General features: G+C 49.8%; 12 protein-coding genes. All 12 read left to right on the top strand.

Annotated features, from left to right (window positions below):
• The first annotated feature begins 20 nt into the window (after nt 1-20).
• The 12 genes from ODZ53_RS22345 (at nt 21) to meaB (ending at nt 17,615) form a co-directional block, all read left to right on the top strand.
• The gene (locus ODZ53_RS22345) at nt 21-1,649 is read left to right on the top strand and encodes a peptide ABC transporter substrate-binding protein (RefSeq protein ID WP_372680149.1); all 1,629 of its coding nucleotides are present in this window, start codon (nt 21-23) and stop codon (nt 1,647-1,649) included.
• A gap of 81 nt (nt 1,650-1,730) precedes the next feature.
• Entirely contained in the window at nt 1,731-3,536 is a 1,806-nt protein-coding gene (locus ODZ53_RS22340; protein ID WP_372680147.1) for a S9 family peptidase, read from the top strand.
• A 5-nt stretch (nt 3,537-3,541) separates the two neighbouring features.
• Nucleotides 3,542-5,557 carry a S9 family peptidase gene (locus tag ODZ53_RS22335; protein WP_372680145.1) on the top strand — a complete coding sequence of 672 codons (2,016 nt, stop codon included), beginning with the start codon at nt 3,542-3,544 and terminating at the stop codon, nt 5,555-5,557.
• A gap of 29 nt (nt 5,558-5,586) precedes the next feature.
• Nucleotides 5,587-6,966 carry a M20/M25/M40 family metallo-hydrolase gene (locus ODZ53_RS22330; protein WP_372680143.1) on the top strand — a complete coding sequence of 460 codons (1,380 nt, stop codon included), beginning with the start codon at nt 5,587-5,589 and terminating at the stop codon, nt 6,964-6,966.
• A 156-nt stretch (nt 6,967-7,122) separates the two neighbouring features.
• A complete protein-coding gene (msrA, locus tag ODZ53_RS22325) occupies nt 7,123-8,094 on the top strand; it encodes a peptide-methionine (S)-S-oxide reductase MsrA (RefSeq protein ID WP_372680141.1) in 972 nt (323 codons plus the stop codon).
• A 96-nt stretch (nt 8,095-8,190) separates the two neighbouring features.
• Nucleotides 8,191-9,768 carry a glutathione ABC transporter substrate-binding protein gene (locus ODZ53_RS22320; protein ID WP_372680139.1) on the top strand — a complete coding sequence of 526 codons (1,578 nt, stop codon included), beginning with the start codon at nt 8,191-8,193 and terminating at the stop codon, nt 9,766-9,768.
• Between the two features lie 95 nt (nt 9,769-9,863).
• Nucleotides 9,864-10,766: a M15 family metallopeptidase gene (locus ODZ53_RS22315; RefSeq protein ID WP_199926828.1), complete on the top strand. Its 903-nt coding sequence runs from the start codon at nt 9,864-9,866 to the stop codon at nt 10,764-10,766.
• A gap of 80 nt (nt 10,767-10,846) precedes the next feature.
• Nucleotides 10,847-11,494 carry a TetR/AcrR family transcriptional regulator gene (locus tag ODZ53_RS22310; RefSeq protein WP_041749409.1) on the top strand — a complete coding sequence of 216 codons (648 nt, stop codon included), beginning with the start codon at nt 10,847-10,849 and terminating at the stop codon, nt 11,492-11,494.
• 230 nt (nt 11,495-11,724) lie between these two features.
• Nucleotides 11,725-12,240: an acetyl-CoA carboxylase biotin carboxyl carrier protein gene (accB, locus tag ODZ53_RS22305; RefSeq protein ID WP_372680137.1), complete on the top strand. Its 516-nt coding sequence runs from the start codon at nt 11,725-11,727 to the stop codon at nt 12,238-12,240.
• 31 nt (nt 12,241-12,271) lie between these two features.
• Nucleotides 12,272-14,395 carry a methylmalonyl-CoA mutase family protein gene (locus ODZ53_RS22300; protein ID WP_372680135.1) on the top strand — a complete coding sequence of 708 codons (2,124 nt, stop codon included), beginning with the start codon at nt 12,272-12,274 and terminating at the stop codon, nt 14,393-14,395.
• Nucleotides 14,395-16,566, top strand: coding sequence for a methylmalonyl-CoA mutase (gene scpA, locus ODZ53_RS22295; RefSeq protein ID WP_372680306.1), 2,172 nt, complete (start codon nt 14,395-14,397; stop codon nt 16,564-16,566). Before ODZ53_RS22300 ends, scpA begins: the two co-directional genes overlap by 1 nt.
• Nucleotides 16,563-17,615, top strand: a complete 1,053-nt coding sequence (gene meaB / locus ODZ53_RS22290; protein WP_372680133.1) for a methylmalonyl Co-A mutase-associated GTPase MeaB — start codon at nt 16,563-16,565, stop codon at nt 17,613-17,615. The genes scpA and meaB overlap by 4 nt, the downstream gene beginning before the upstream one ends.
• Nucleotides 17,616-17,619 lie beyond the last annotated feature (4 nt).

Here is a 17,619-nt window from a genome sequence, read left to right as displayed (position 1 = left end):
AATATATAGGGGGAAACAACGTGAAGAAATTAGCTGCTTTTGCCCTGTCGCTCTCGCTCGTCATTCCGGCTCTGGCTGGTTGCGGCGGTAGTGGCGAGTCAGCATCGACTGGAGGTACCACTACCCCAGGCGCTGCTGCCAAACAAGAGGTTGTGTTCAATGCCAAGTCTGAGCCGCCAGATTTGAACCCACTCACGTCAACCGATACGACGTCCTTCTGGATCATGGATCACTTGGGGGAAGGTCTGTACACCAAAGATAAGGATGGCAATCCGATCTTGGGACAAGCCAAGGAAGTGAAGCTGTCAGATGACAAGCTAAAGTACACGTTCATTTTGCGCGATGATGTGAAATGGACAAACGGCGAGCCAGTGACAGCCGAGGATTTTGCTTTCACGTATATGAAGCATCTTGATCCAGCAACTGCTTCGACTACGGCTTACCTGCTCTATTACATTAAAGGAGCAGAGGCATACAACAAGGGCACAGGAAAAGCAGAAGATGTAGGTATCAAGGCAGTGGATGCAAAAACGCTCGAAATCGAGCTGGTCGCACCTACCTCGTACTTTGACAAAATGCTCGCTACCCGTTACTGGCACCCAATCAACAAGAAGCAGGCAGAGGCGAATCCCAAATGGGCAGCAAATGCGGACAGCTACATCTCCAACGGTGCTTACAAGCTCGTTTCCTGGAAGCATGACTCTGAGCTCGTGGTAGAAAAGAACGAGCATTATTGGAACAAAGCGGACGTAAAAATGGAGAAGATCACCTGGAAAATGGTGAACGATGCCACGACTGCTTATCAGATGTACAAGAGTGGCGAGCTCGACTTCAACAAAGAGATGCCGTCTGACATCCTCGCGCAAGAAAAATCGAGCCCAGACTTTAAATCCGTTCCTTACTACGGTACGTACATGTACATGTTTAACGTAACAAAAGAACCGTTTACGAATAAAAAGGTTCGTAAAGCTTTCGCCATGTCGCTTGACCGTAAAGCGCTGTCCGAAATGGTAAGCCAAGGTGGAGAGACGCCAGCTTACTCCATGGTTCCGCGTGGAGCGATGCAGCCAAACGGAAAAGACTTCCGCGAAGAGGGTGGAGACTACTTCAAAGAAGATTACGAAGCGGCGAAGAAGCTGCTGGCTGAAGGTATGCAAGAAGAAGGCTGGTCCACACTGCCAGAAGTTACACTCATGTACAACACCGATGAAAGCCACAAGAAAATAGCGCAAGCGATCCAAGAAATGCTCAAGAAAAACTTGGGCGTAGAAGTGAAAATGACCAACCAAGAGTGGAAAGTATATCTGGATACAACCAAGCAAAAGAACTATCAAATGGGCCGTATGGGCTGGGTAGGCCAAATCAATGATCCTTCATTTAACCTTGACTACTATTTGGGTGAAAGCCCGAACAACCGTACGGGTTGGGTGAACAAAGAGTATGATCAGTTGAATATGGCGGCAAAAGTTGAGCAAGACCCGAACAAGCGTATGGAATTGCTTCATCAGGCAGAAGCCGTTTTGATGGATGAAATGCCGTTCATGCCAGTCTACCACTACCAGCAAAACTATTTGGTGAAACCGAATCTGGAGGGTCTCACTTTCCCAGTCAACGCGTTCCCAAGCGCTCGCTGGGCAACGAAAAAATAGAAAAAAAGAGGAGTAATCTCCTCTTTTTTCTCTTTACATAATCCAACGAACATCAAGCAAAACAGGAAAGGATGATTTCTCGTGATTTTGGACTATCTGCAAGTGAAATCCGCGTATCATTTGAAGGTGGTACCGCAGCGTAGAGAGATTACCTTTTTAACGAAGCTGACAGGTATCGCGCAGTTGTGGCGCTGGAATGAAGAGTCCAACCGCTCGGAGCAAGTGACCTTTATGCCTGATCGAGTCGTAGAAGTTGACCATTCCCCGTGTGGGACGAAAACGATTGTCGGAATGGACAACAAGGGAGACGAGCGGCAGCAATTCTTTTTGCTAACGGAAAATGGTGCAGTTGTGAAGCCGCTGACAGACGCTCCTGATTATTTTCACTATTTGGGTGGCTGGTCACCTTGTGGGCAAAAGATCGCGTGGTCCAGCAATCGTCGCAATCCGCGCAGCTTTGATATTTTTGTACAGGATGTCGAGAGTGGCACGTATGAAGAAGTCTTCCGTTACGATGGGCGCACCGATCCAATCGGCTGGCTGCCAGATGGGAGAGGACTCATTTTCAGCGTGCAGGAGACCAACATTGACAATTGCCTGTATTTGTTGAATCTGCAGACGAAGGAAGCACAAAAGCTCTCCATTTGCAGCAAACATGCGCGCTATCATTCCTCGGTACTGTCTAAAGACGGCCAAACGGGATATCTCGTAACCGACCGCGATGAAAATACGAAAGCGTTGTGCCGCTTTTCACTCCGTACAGGAGAGCTGGATAAACTGGTGCACGACCCGAAATGGGACATGGAGGCGACCCAATTATCCCCAGATGAGAAGTTTCTTGCCTTCACGATCAATGAAGGAGGGTACTCCGTTCTTGCCCTCTATTCGTTGACAGAACATAGCTGGAAGCGGGTAGAAGGAGCACCACGTGGCGTAATCTCTTCCTTGGCGTGGGTGAATGATGATCAGCTCGCCTATACGTTGAAAAGTCCTACACTTCCAGGTGATATCTGGACATACACCCTTTCGGAGCAAACCAGCAGGCGTGTGACAAACATTGGTCAATCTGATGCTCTGGAGGATAAACTACTCATCGAGCCGGAATTGTGCACGTTTCATTCTTTTGATGGATTGGAAGTGCCGTATTTCCTTTATGCCAAAGATACATCTGAACCTGCAGAGAAAAAACCAGTCGTCGTCTACGTCCATGGCGGGCCAGAGAGCCAAATTCGACCGGAGTATCATCCTGTTTTTCAATTTTTGGCGAACGAAGGCTTTACGGTGGTAGCACCGAATGTTCGCGGCAGCATGGGCTACGGTCGGGAATATGTCCAGCTCGATGATCGCCGCAAGCGGATGGATTCTGTAGCAGATTTGGCTTGGCTGGTCAAAGATTTAGGCAACCGTCCAAGCGTTGACCCGAATGCGATCGGCATCATGGGCCGTAGTTACGGAGGCTTCATGACACTGGCTGCGCTTACGCATTACCCTGACCTGTGGGCCGCGGGTGTTGATATTGTGGGGATTTCCCACTTCAAAACCTTTCTGGAGAACACCGGGGAATGGAGAAGGAGATTGCGTGAGGTGGAGTATGGGTTCCTCGGTGAAGACGATGACTTTTTTGAAGAAATTGCTCCTTTGAATCATTCGCAGAAGATCACGGCCCCGCTTCTCGTATTCCATGGGCGCAATGATACGCGTGTTCCTGTCAGTGAAGCAGAACAGCTCGTAGCAGACATGAGAGGCAGGGGGCAAGAAGTCGACTTGCACATCTTTGAGGATGAAGGTCACTTTACCGAAAAGCTGGACAATCACATCACGTTGAATCAAAAGATTTCCCAGTTCTTTTTGGAGCAACTCGCATCCACCAATAAAATCGAGGAGTGATAAGCATGACGCAAGCAAAAAGAGGCATCACGGCTGAAGATTTGTATCAAATGCGGTACGCGAGTGATCCGCAGCTATCACCAGACGGAAAAACGCTTGCCTATGTAGAAAATCAAATCGATGAGTCCCACGCTTATCAAAATCACTTGTATTTACGAAAATTGGATGCAGATGATCCACTGCCCTTGACGTCTGGCTCCCGCGATACCTACCCGCGTTGGTCGCCTGATGGTTCAAAGATCAGCTTTGTCTCGAATCGATCTGGAAAACCACAGATTTGGCTGATCGATGCAAACGGAGGAGAGGCTAGGCAGCTCACGCGTTGCAAAAACGGCGTCAGCAATCCGACTTGGTCACCTGACGGCAAATACATTGTCTTCTCGTCAATCCTGGATGAAGGGGAAACATTCGCAGACCTGGAAGGAGCAGAGGAGAAAGAAAAGGCCAAAGCCATTCATGTCGGGAGAATGAAGTACAAATCCGATGATCTTGGTTTCATTTACGAGAAAAACAAACAGCTGGCTATTGTTCATGTAGAAACAGGCGAGGTTACTCCACTCAGCGATGGCCCGTACAATCATACAATTGGCTCCTGGTCGCCGGATGGAAAATGGCTCGCCATTACGGCGAACCGTGCAGAAGACCCTGATTTTCAGCACGGTGTTGACGTTTTTATCATTCCTTCTGAAGGGGGAGAATGGAAAAAGCTGACCAACAGCAAAGGGATTTTTGCCTATCCAACGTGGTCACCTGACGGTAAGAAGCTAGCGTATATCGGAAGTGAATCGGACACGCATTTGTACGCAGCACAGAAGCGCATCTGGGTATATGATTTTGAAAAGGGCGACTATTCTTGCATCACGGCTGATTGGGACGTTCAGGTTGGCGATTCGACCATCGGAGACATGCGTTCGCCAGGTCACCCGAATCCAGGCGCAATATGGACAGCAGACGGAAGAGGCATGTATTTCATCGCCAGCGAACGAGGAAATTCTGGCATTTATCACGTAACGCTGGATGGTAAAGTCACGACTGTTGTAACGGGCAATCGGAATATTTACGGCTTTTCGCTGCATGAAAACGAACAAACGGTAGTTGCTGCCATCAGTGATCCGTTTACGCCCGGCGACCTGTATCAAGTAAGTTTAAAGGACGGAGAAGAAAAACGTCTAACAGCGTTGAACGAAGAGCTATTTGCGGGCATGGAGCTCCCAGTTCCAGAAGAAATAGAGTTTGTCGCAAAGGATGGCTGGAAGCTGCACGGTTGGATGCTCAAGCCTGTCGGTTTTGAAGAAGGAAAAAAATACCCGATGGTTCTGCAAATTCATGGCGGGCCTCACTCCATGTATGGAAATACGTTTTTCCACGAGTTCCAGCTGCTCGCTGCAAAAGGCTACGCCGTACTCTATACGAATCCGAGAGGAAGCTTTGGCTACGGAGAGCATTTTGTTCAGGCATGCTGCGGTGACTATGGAGGGAATGATTACCGCGATTTGATGACAGCCGTGCAATTTGCATGCGATCATTTCGATTTTGTCGATGAGGACCGCTTGGGTGTCGCAGGCGGTAGCTACGGTGGCTTCATGACGAACTGGATCGTCGGTAAAACCAATCGATTCAAAGCGGGCGTAACCGATCGGAGTATTTGCAACTGGGTTAGCTTTTACGGTGTCAGTGATATCGGTTATTTCTTCACCGCGGAGGAGATTCAGGCAAATCCATTCACGAATCCAGAAAAAATGTGGCAGCATTCACCGATTCGCTTGGTAGAGAACATCGAGACGCCTCTGCTGATCATGCATGGCGAACATGACTACCGGTGCCCAATCGAGCAGGCCGAGCAGCTCTATGTAACATTGAAGCATCAAGGCAAGGCTCCGGTATCGTTTGTTCGTTTCCCAGGTGCCAGTCATGAGCTTTCCCGCAGTGGTGATCCAGAGCAACGCGTGTTGAGACTGCAATATACGACAGATTGGTTTGACAGCTATTTGGTTGCACACCAAAAAGAGAAAGTCGAATAAGCAGGTATGCCAATAGGAGGTGCCCGATTGTGAACAAAGAACAAGTGCTAGGTATCGTGCAAGAAAATTTGCCGCATGCAATCGAGAAGCTGAAGCAATATTTGCGTTTTCCTACCGTATCCGCGCAGCATAAGGCCATCCCAGAGACGGTTGAATACGTGGTCAAAATGATTCATGAGGTTGGCGGTGAGACAAAGGTACTCGACAGTCTTGGCGGAAATCCAGTCGTGTATGCGTTTTTTGCAGCAGGCAGTGAGGGAGACGCCAGCAAAACGCTCCTCTTTTACGATCACTACGATGTTCAACCACCTGAACCGTTTGATGAGTGGAACACGGAGCCGTTCGATCCGACGATCATCGATGGAAAACTGTATGCGCGTGGCGCTGCCGACAATAAAGGTGACCTCGTAGCACGTCTGACGGCGATTCAGATATTGCAGCAGCAGGCAGGCGGTTTGCCTTGCAACATCAAGTTTCTGATCGAAGGAGAAGAAGAGATCGGCAGCCCGAATCTGGAGCCATATCTTCGAGCGTACAAAGAGCTTTTCCAGGCGGATGCCTGCATTTGGGAATTTGGTGGAAAAGACGAAAATGAGCGAATCAGCATGGTTGCTGGGATCAAAGGAATGGCGTACTTAGAGCTGACCTGCGTTGGAGCAGAGATCGACATGCACTCCTCTGTCGGTGCGTATGTAGACAATGCAGCATGGCGCCTCGTACAGGCATTGGCGACGATGAAAAATCAGCAAAACGAGATTTTGGTCGAAGGCTTCTTCGACGGGATCGAGGAACCGACAGCGGATGAAAAGAAAGTTGTTTCCGAATTGCCGTTCAGTGAAGAGGCGACAGCAGAGCTATACGGTTTGAAACGCCCATTGATTACCGCAGCAAGCCAAGTGGACCCACGAGAAGCCATGGTTTTTCACCCGACCATGACCATTTGCGGTCTGGATAGCGGCTATACAGGAGAGGGCGCGAAGACAGTACTGCCGAAAAGCGCGAAGGCCAAGTTGGATTGCCGCCTTGTCCCAGGACAAGATCCACAGCACATCATGAATTGCATCGAGAATCATTTGGAGAAGCATGGTTTTACGGATATTACCGTCACCATGATCAACGGACAAAAAGCGTATCGCTCCGATTTCCATCATCCATTTGTTACTCACGTACTGGATACCGCTCGCGTCATTTACGATCATGAGCCAGTGCTTTCGCCAAACGCCGCAGGCACAGGTCCGATGTATATTTTCGGTGAACAGCTGAAGCTTCCGGTTGTCAGTACAGGGGTTGGCTGGGTTGGCTGCAAAGTACATGCGCCGAACGAATCCATCCGCTTGAAAGACTTCGAGGAAGGAATTGCCCATATGGTTGTCATGCTCTCTGGATTTGCCAAAGCGCTATCTGAGTAACAACCAAATAACGAAAAGGGGACCTTTCGTGTAAAAAGGTCTCCTTTCCTTTTCAATTGGAACCCTCCTCGCAGCACTTACAGAGTGGACTTTGCTTTTGCAAACCATGTACAATCGTAAAGGAAAGTGTACATATATCTACAGGAGGCGAAATGCGTGAACAGCGATACACATCCATTCGAAATCGCAACATTTGCAGGCGGATGCTTTTGGTGCATGGTCAGTCCGTTTGACAAGATGCCAGGCATTCAAAAAGTCGTCTCCGGCTATACAGGCGGTCATGTCGAAAACCCAACCTATGAAGAGGTATGCTCTGATACGACGGGACACTATGAAGCGGTCCAAATCACCTATGATCCGTCGCTCATCTCCTACGAGGAATTGCTGCAAATGTTTTGGAGACAAATCGACCCGACTGACGCTGGTGGTCAATTCGGTGACCGAGGTCAATCGTATGCGCCAGCGATCTTCTATCATAATGAAGAGCAAGAAAGGATTGCGCAAAAATCCAAGCAAGAGTTAGATGCAAGTGGTCGTTTCCAAAAGCCTATTGCAACGCTAATTTTGCCAGCCAAGCCGTTCTATCCGGCGGAGGATTATCATCAGGAGTACTATAAGAAAAATCCGGTCCGCTACCAATATTATCGGGCGGCATCAGGCAGAGCGAAATTCACCAAAGAAGCATGGCGCGACCGTGCGAAGCAAGAAGAATTGAAAAAAATCTTGACCCCGCTTCAGTACGAGGTGACGCAAAATAACGGGACAGAACGTCCGTTTACGAATGAATTCTGGGACCACAAGGAAGAGGGCATCTACGTAGACATCGTCTCCAACGAGCCTTTGTTCGGTTCCTTGGACAAGTTCGATTCCAGCTGCGGGTGGCCATCCTTTACCAAGCCCATGCAAGAGGAAAACGTAACCGAACATGTGGATTTGACACATAATATGATTCGGACAGAGGTTCGCAGCAAAGAGGCAGATTCTCATCTCGGCCACGTTTTCGAGGACGGTCCTGGAGAAAATGGATTGCGCTACTGCATCAATTCAGCAGCATTGCGCTTCATTCCGAAGGATCGCTTGGAGGAAGAAGGCTTCGGGGAGTTTAAGCGATTATTCGAAAAAGAATAGAGTGTGGACCGCCACTCTCTGGGAAACTTGGGAGAAGGGCGGTCTTTTTGCTACACATACAACGAGGGAAACATACGAGCATGCAGGGAGGGTCCAATGTATACACAGACATCCTTACACAGACGAATTGGACTGTTACTCGCAGCAATCATGGTCTTAGCAGGCTGTTCTTTCGGTCAGGAGCCGCCGCACAACAATCAAATCGCACCGACTCCCCAAAACGTTGCCGAGGGTGGGACGTTAATCATTGTACGTATGTCGGATGCCACAAATCTCGATCCCCATTTTATCTTGACGATCAATGAGGCGAGTGTTATCCAAGGAAAAGTGTATGAAGGGCTCGTCAAACGAGATCGGAACATGAACATTCAGCCACAGCTTGCAACGGCATGGAAGCAAATCGACGATCTTACTTGGGAGTTTACTCTCCGACAAGGCGTTGCTTTTCACGATGGGACTCCCTTTCAAGCACAGGCGGTCAAGAAAACATTTGATCGTGTATTAGATCCGGCCATGGCTTCTCCTCGAGCAGCCATGTTCGATAAAATAAAGCAGGTACGGGTCATCAATCCGTACAAAGTGCAAATCATTCTTCACAAACCATTTGCACCATTGCTTTCTATTTTGGCCAGTCACGAGGGGAGCATCATCAGCCCTACAGCGATCGATAAATACGGGCGGGAATTATCGCAGCATCCGGTTGGTACTGGCCCTTATCGGTTTCAATCATGGGAGCATGGCAGTCAAATCACGTTGAGCAAAAATCAGTCCTACTGGGGCGAAGCCGCTACCCTTGATCATGTCGTCTTCAAGGTTGTTCCGGATGATGCGGCTCGCATCGCGATGGTCGAAAATGGAGAAGCACATATTGCAGAGTCCATCCCTGTCATGGAGTTGGATCGAATTCAAGCATCCAACCAGATGCGTGTGTACCGCAGCGATGCACTCGGGACGGAGTTTATCGGATTTAATGTAGCACGTCCACCATTGAATGATATCCGTGTGAGGAAGGCCATCAGTATGGCGATCGAGACGGGAGCGATCATTAAAGGGGTGTATAACAATGTGGGAACAAAGGCGAACTCACCGATTGGCCCGCAAGTGTTCGGTTACAGTCCAACAGTGAAAAGCTACCCGTACGACATCAACCAAGCACGTCGGTTGCTCGCAGAGGCGGGCTATCCAGATGGTTTTCCCATTCATATGATTACCTACAACAGACGGGATCGAATCTTGGTTGCCCAAGTGATACGGTCGCAATTAAAAGGAATCGGCGTCGACGCGGAGCTAAAAGTCGTCAGCTACGATGACTTCGTCCGAACCATTGAGCAAACGAAGGAGCATGAGATTTTTGTCAGTGGCTGGGGAAATGCAACCGGGGATGCTGACTATAATCAGTACAATTTGTTTCATACATCAGGTGGCGGGGCGGGCAACAGTTTTCAATACAGCAATCCCGAGCTGGATCGTCTCATCGAGGCTGGCCGGGTCGAAACTGATCCTGGAAAAAGACTCGCCATCTACGCAAAAGCACAAGAAGTGGAGCTGCAAGATGCTTTGGTTGTTCCGATTCGCAATCTGGAGAATTTGGCTGTGATTAGTAACCATATTCAGGGCTTCTCCATCAGTCCAGCGGGTTACCTGAATCTCGATCAGGTCGTGATTTCTCAATAAAACATGTAACGAAAAGCCTATCAATTATGTCATAATAGGTACGTACTTTTTTACCTACATAATTGGATCCGCTCCAAAACGAAAGGAACGTTACAATGAGAAGTTTTCGACACCGACTTTTGCATCCGCTTGTACTCGTAACGGCATTGACATTTGTGTTGTCTGGATGTAACAGTACAGCTGCTCCACAAGAACCCCAGACACCACCATCCACGGAGTCGCCAACTCCTCCAAAGAAAGAAGCAGAGAAGCCAAAGGAGGAGACCACGCCTCCATCTGCTGAAACACCAAAGCAAGAACAACCGGAGCAACCCCAGAAAGCGAAGCCAACGGAAACGAAGCCAGCAGAAAAGCCGTCAGCTGGTCAGCCGCCTGAGCTGTCGTTTCCGGACATAGAGGTTGTGGGTGAGCCAGAGAGTGTTGCTGTACTGGTGAACAAACAACGCAAGCTTCCAGAGAACTATCAGCCAAATGATTTAGTGTTTCCAAATGTTCCTTACTTGCTCCCGGAAAAGAGCGAGAAACGCAAAATGCGCAAAGAAGCGGCGGGTGCGCTTGAGCAGTTATTTGCGGCAGCCCAGGCTGACGGTGTCCAGTTGGCTGGCGTATCTGCCTATCGCTCCCACGCCTACCAGAAAGCGCTGTTTAATCGCTATGTAAAAAAAGACGGCGTGGAGAAAGCACGGACTTACAGTGCCGTTCCTGGGACGAGTGAGCACGAGACGGGACTCGCGATTGACGTCTCTGGTAAGGATGGCAAATGTGCGGCAACGAGCTGCTTTGCCGGAACCAAGGAAGCAAAGTGGCTGGATGAAAACGTCGAGAAGTTTGGATTTATCATTCGCTACCCAGAGGGAAAAGACGCGATTACGGGCTATATTTATGAGCCGTGGCATTTGCGTTATGTAGGTGGCGAGATCGCGCAAGAAATCGGAGAAAAAGGAATTACGCTCGAAGAATATTCAGGTGCCGTACCTGTTTCCACACCATCGAATTAAAGAAGCAACGCCGATCTCGTACCGAAGAGAATCGGCGTTTTTGCTATGTAGTTATGCTATAATGTTCTCGGGTGAAGATAATGGTCGAAAAATCAATCAGAGAACGTATTATTGAAACATCCATGCGCTTGTTTGAAGCAAATGGCTACCACAAAGTGACTGTGGATCAAATTGTGAAAGAAAGCGGCACGTCAAAGGGAGGATTTTATCACAACTTCAAATCAAAAGATGAACTCCTCTACATCATTCATGATCAATTTATTACGTATGTGCTGGAAAAAGCGGAGGAAGCTTACGAGAAGTGGGATACCCCAACAGAACGTCTGCAAGCCATCGTAAAATCCTTCGTCATGATGATTGATCTATACCGCTCGCAGGTTACGATCTTTTATCAGGAAAGCTTGTTTTTAGCTCCAGAGTACTACACAGATATTGAAACGAAACGGGATCGCTATAAACAAATCATGTTCACCGTCATTTCGGACGGGATCGAATCAGGAGAGTTCCGCCCGGAGCTGCCAGTGCCGATTGTGTCCATGGCTATTTTTGGCATGGTGAACTGGATTTACAAATGGTATCAAAAATCTGGCACGTACTCGATCGAGCAAATCGCGGATATTTATGCAGATATGGTTCTTCATTCTGTTTTGAAATCAGAATCAATGGAAAACCCTGCCTTTCAACGTTTTTTCCTGCAATCTCAAGAAAATCCCTTCCATCCATTGTAGGGGTGCTAACAAGGATCATGCGGCTACACTCAAGCTTTTCCATAGGAGACAGGGGCATAGTCGCTTGATGGTCCCTTATATAATCCTTCGATCAGACCAACTAGTTGGTCTGTACTAGTATTCTGACATTTGCTATAATATTGACAAGACCAACTGGTCGGTCTTGCGCAATCATCATAGTCGGTTCGTGAGGTTGTTCCAGTCAGATTCGGAATAGGGGAGGAATAGTCGTGCTTACCATTTACGAATTACGAGAACTTGTGAAGCTATTGGAGCAGACAGACATAGAATCTTTTGAGGTAAATGACGAAGATTCTTCTTTGCGTATCAAACGAAGAAATGGGAATCCAGTCACAGTTGTGCATCAGCCCCCCGTACAAACCAAAAGCGCGCCAATCGTGACGGCGGCACCCGCTGTCCTTTTGCCTAAAAAAGAAGCGATTGAGCGCCCGGTCACAAAAAACCCAGTGGAAGCACCTCAGAAATCGGAAGAAGTGACAGAAAACTTGTACAAAATCACTTCACCTATGGTTGGAACTTTTTATGCTGCACCTGCCGTTGACGCAGCTCCATACGTATCCGTAAATGATCGTGTAGAGCCAACGACCATTGTCTGTATTGTCGAAGCCATGAAGCTGTTTAACGAGATTGAAGCAGAAGTAAAAGGAGAGATTGTCCAAGTCTTGGTGGAAAACGGTCAGTTGGTTGAGCATGGACAGCCGTTGTTCCTGGTGAAGCAAGCGTAATGGTGCAGCTTTTAAGGGGAGGACTAGAAGAGTGAGCAAACATACATGGTTCAAGGAATTCTCGGTTCCCACGTACGACCAATGGCGGGAAGCAGCAGAGAAATCGCTAAAGGGCGCATCTTTTGATGCCAAGCTACTGACGCAGTCGCACGAGGGAATTGTTCGCCAGCCCATCTATCGGTACGAAGATGTCAAAACATTGCCGCATCTGGAAGCGCTGCCAGGAGAGGCGCCTTTTCATAGAGGAAGTCAGCAGCTTGGCGAGCATAAGGAACACAAATGGCAGGTCTGTCAGGAAATCAGCGCAACGAGGGCCAAAGCATTTAATCAGGCAGCCGTAGACGATTTAGCGCGCGGACAAACGATGCTGCATCTGATAGTGGATCAAGCGACTTTGGCTGGACTTGACCCTGACGAAGCATTGCCAGATACGATTGGTCACAAAGGCGTATCTGTTTTTTGCCGGGAGGATATCGAGCAGGCACTCCAAGGGGTGAAGCTTTCAGAGGTCCCTCTTTACATGAACACAGGGGCGCTTGGCTTGCCCATTCTATCGATCCTTTTGGCACATGTTGAAGCGACAGGCCAACAAGTTTCCGAACTTCGCGGATGCATCGGGCAAGACCCTGTAGCGGTTCTGCTCACAGAGGGCAAGCTCCCTTGTTCCTTGCAGACAGCTTATAACACGATGGCAAGCGTAACGAAATGGGCAAAAGATCAAGCGCCCGCGCTGAAAACGATCTTGGTTCAAAGCAATCCTTATCAGGACGGCGGCGGAAACGCAGTAACCGAACTGGCTTTTTCACTGGCCACAGGGGTGGACTATTTGCAAGCGATGCTTGAGCGAGGGCTATCCATAGAGGATATCGCAGCACGGATGCAGTTCTCGTATTCGATCGGCTCAGACGTTTTCATGGAAATCGCGAAGCTGCGTGCGGCAAGAATGCTCTGGTCAAACATCGTGGCGGCCTACGGCGGATCAACGGAAGCGCAAAAGATGACAATTCACGCCAGAACCTCGGCTTGGACAAAGACGATTTACGATCCGTATGTCAACATGCTGCGTTCCACGACAGAAGCGTTCTCAGCCGTTATTGGCGGAGCAGACAGTCTGCATGTATCCGCATTTGACGAAGCGATCCGCCCTGCCAATGAGTTTTCGAGAAGGATCGCCAGAAATACGCAAATCATTTTGCAAGAAGAAGCGCATCTGGCAAAAGTGATCGACCCTGCGGGAGGTTCGTGGTACGTAGAATGGCTCACAGACGCTTTAGCGAAAAAGGCATGGGAGCTGTTCCAGCAGGTAGAAGCGCACGGTGGCATGCTGAGCGCATTAGAGGCAGGCTTCCCACAAGACTTGATCGCCCAGAGCGCGGATCAAAAAGCAGCGAGCATCGATACGCGTAAAAAGCGTTTGGTTGGAACCAACATGTATGCCAATACGGCTGAGCAGCCGCTGCAGGCCGAGAGTCTTCTGAGCATGCACGAAGAACGAGCGGAGGAAGCACGATCCCATCGGCTGAAACAGAATGCGACTCTCGTCTCCTCAGCGCTCGATGGGTTGGGGGAACATAACGATGAGCTCGTGGCACATGCAGTAAAAGCAGTGCTTCATGGAGCTACTGTGGGCGATATCGCCAAAGCCATGAGACGTGAAGATTCCGTGGAGACAATCATTCAGCCACTTCGTATTCACCGGGCATCCGAACGCTTTGAAGCCTTGCGGATGCAGGCAGATGATTTCTTGAAAACAACCGGCAAAAGACCGACCGTGTTCTTGGCGACGATGGGTCCTGTGTCAAAGCATAAGGCCCGGGCAGACTTCGCAGCAGAGTTTTTTGCGGTTGGCGGCTTCGACGTTTTGCGCGAGCAAGCATTCTCTACCACTGTAGAGGCGGCTGAAGCTGCGGTAGCATCGGGTGCGATGGTCACGGTCATTTGCTCGGACGATGCGAGTTATCCGGAGCAGGTTCCACCATTGGCTTATGCAATCAAGCAACGTGTACCTCAGATGACGGTTCTGTTGGCTGGCTTGCCAGAGGCGGAACAGCTGGCTGCTTATAAGGCGGCCGGTGTAGATGATTGCATCCACATGCGTTCCAATTGCTACGAGATGCTGCGAGAACTTCAGGAGCGGATAGGAGTGGACTCATGATGAAGCGACCTGATTTTTCACAAATGGCTTATCAGTCCAAACGTGATGTGTCTGATTTGTTTCCCCAACTGGGTGCGAATCCACAAGGAATGGAGCAAATGTGGCAGACGCTGGAGCAGATCCCTGTAAAACCACTTTACACAATGGCAGATGTGGAGGGGATGGATCACCTCGGCTACATGCCTGGTTTGCCACCATATACGCGCGGACCGTATCCGACGATGTACGTGACACAGCCATGGACGGTTCGCCAATATGCCGGCTTTTCTACGGCGGAGGAGAGCAACGCTTTTTACCGACGGAATTTGGCAGCAGGACAAAAAGGGCTATCGATTGCCTTCGACCTCGCGACGCATCGCGGCTATGACTCCGATCATCCCCGGGTAGTTGGTGATGTCGGGAAAGCAGGTGTGGCAGTCGACTCCATTCTCGATATGAAAATCTTGTTCAACGGCATCCCCCTCGATAAAATGTCCGTCTCCATGACGATGAACGGAGCGGTTTTGCCGATTATGGCGTTCTATATCGTGGCAGCAGAAGAGCAAGGGGTATCGCAGGCGGAGCTTACCGGAACGATCCAAAATGACATTTTGAAGGAATACATGGTTCGGAATACTTACATTTATCCGCCAGAAGCATCGATGAAGATCATTTCCGATATTTTTGCTTACACCTCCAAGCACATGCCCAAATTCAACAGCATTAGTATTTCAGGCTACCACCTGCAGGAAGCGGGTGCGACTGCGGATATTGAGTTGGCCTACACACTAGCAGATGGCTTGGAATACGTTCGTACTGGTCTTGCAGCAGGTATCGACATCGATGCGTTTGCGCCACGGCTGTCATTTTTCTGGGCGATTGGCATGAACTACTTCATGGAAGTGGCGAAAATGCGTGCAGGCCGCTTGATTTGGGCCAATCTGATCAAACAGTTCCATCCGAAAAACGAAAAGTCGATGGCACTGCGGACACATTCACAAACGTCCGGGTGGAGTTTGACGGAGCAGGACCCGTATAACAACGTGGTGCGGACGTGCATCGAAGCCATGGCCGCTGCTCTGGGTCATACCCAATCTCTGCATACGAACGCACTGGATGAAGCCATTGCGCTGCCGACCGATTTTTCGGCTCGGATCGCGCGGAATACGCAGTTGTTTTTGCAGGACGAAACGGAGATAACCAAGGTCGTCGATCCGTGGGCAGGCTCCTATTACGTCGAGTCCTTGACAGCGCAGCTCGTGGAAAAGGCGTGGGCGCACATCGAGGAGATCGAAGCACTTGGCGGTATGGCAAAAGCCATTGAGACGGGATTGCCGAAAATGAAGATCGAGGAAGCGGCTGCACGCCGTCAGGCACATATCGATTCAGCGAAGGAAGCCATTATTGGCGTGAACAAATACCGTCTGGACAAAGAAGATCCGCTGGAAATTCTCGAAGTTGACAACACAGCGGTTCGGGAAGCGCAAATCAGACGTTTACAGGAGCTGCGCAGTAACCGGGATGAGGCGAGAGTGCAAGCAACTCTACAGGCCATTACGGAATGCGCGAAAACGGGCGAAGGCAATCTGTTGGAGCTGGCCATTGAAGCGGCGCGAGCAAGAGCTTCTTTGGGCGAAATATCGGATGCCTATGAAAAGGTCGTGGGCAGACACAAGGCGGTCATTCGCTCCATTAGCGGCGTGTATAGTTCCGAATACGCAGATGCCGATGAGGTAGCGGCCGTGCGTAAGATGGCAGATGAATTCGAGCAGTGGGAAGGCAGACGTCCCCGTATTATGATCGCGAAAATGGGTCAAGACGGACATGACAGGGGCGCAAAAGTGATTGCCACCGCTTTTGCCGATTTGGGCTTTGATGTCGACATCGGTCCGTTGTTCCAGACACCTGAGGAAACAGCGAAGCAGGCGATAGAAAATGACGTACACGTGATCGGCTTCAGCTCGCTTGCGGCAGGACATAAAACATTGCTGCCACAACTGGTGGAAGAGCTCAAAAAGCTGGGGCGCGAAGATATTGTCGTCGTCATAGGTGGTGTGATACCGGCGCAGGATTACGCCTTTTTGCGTGAGCATGGTGCCGCAGCTATCTTTGGGCCAGGAACAGTCATTCCTGTAGCAGCCCAGCACGTTCTGCAAGAGATCGTGTATCGCCTGGAGGCTGCTGGACAATGACCGGGGGCAGGGCAGACAAGAATTTCTTGAACGTTTCTTCCAAGGCACGTCTCCCACGCTTATCAGTGGATCAATACGTCTCAGGCGTACGAGAGAATAACCGAACGGTTTTGGCGCAGGCAATCACGCTGGTCGAGAGCAATGCTCCCGCCCATATGGATATGGCCCAAGAGGTGATCAAACAACTGCTTCCTTATACAGGTCACTCCATACGCATAGGGATATCCGGTGTTCCAGGTGCGGGAAAGAGCACGTTCATTGAAGCATTCGGCAGTATGCTTTGTGAAAAAGGTCATCGTGTCGCTGTTTTGGCCGTTGATCCGAGCAGTACGGTTACTCGTGGAAGCATTCTCGGCGACAAGACGCGGATGGAGCTCTTGTCACGCAATTCACAGGCGTTCATCCGCCCTTCTGCCACGGGCGGCACGCTTGGCGGGGTCAATCGGAAGACGCGGGAAACGATGTTAATCTGTGAAGCAGCAGGCTATGATGTGATTTTGGTCGAGACGGTCGGGGTCGGACAGAGCGAGACGACAGTCAGGTCTATGGTCGATTTCTTTTTACTCCTGATGCTGACAGGGGCTGGCGATGAACTGCAAGGAATCAAAAAAGGCATTATGGAAATTGCAGATGCGCTTCTGATCAATAAAGCCGATGGGGAAAACCGGACGCGTGCCTTGATCGCCAAAGGGGAATACAACCGTGTTCTGCATTACTTGCAGCCGGCAACCACTGGCTGGGAAACGAAGGCATACATGTGTTCTTCGCTGACAGGGGAAGGCATTGAAGATATTTGGGAGGTCATTGGTCAATTTCGTGAAAGCACCATCCAATCAGGCAGTTTCGAGGCAAGGCGTAAAGCCCAGCTACTCGATTGGATGCACAGTATGGCTCAGGACTACCTGCGCGCGACTTTTTTCGGCAACCAGCAAGTAGCCGAGCTGCTTCCCTCCATTGAAGGAGCCGTTGCGAGTGGCGAGATTTCACCGACGAGCGCCGTACAGCAATTAGTGGCGATCTATGAGAATGCGATCATGAAAAAGGAATAGAGAG

Origin of the sequence: Brevibacillus sp. BD137, assembly GCF_041644655.1 — a bacterium.
GTDB lineage: Bacteria > Bacillota > Bacilli > Brevibacillales > Brevibacillaceae > Brevibacillus > Brevibacillus brevis_D.
This window is presented reverse-complemented; position numbering and strand designations above follow the sequence as displayed.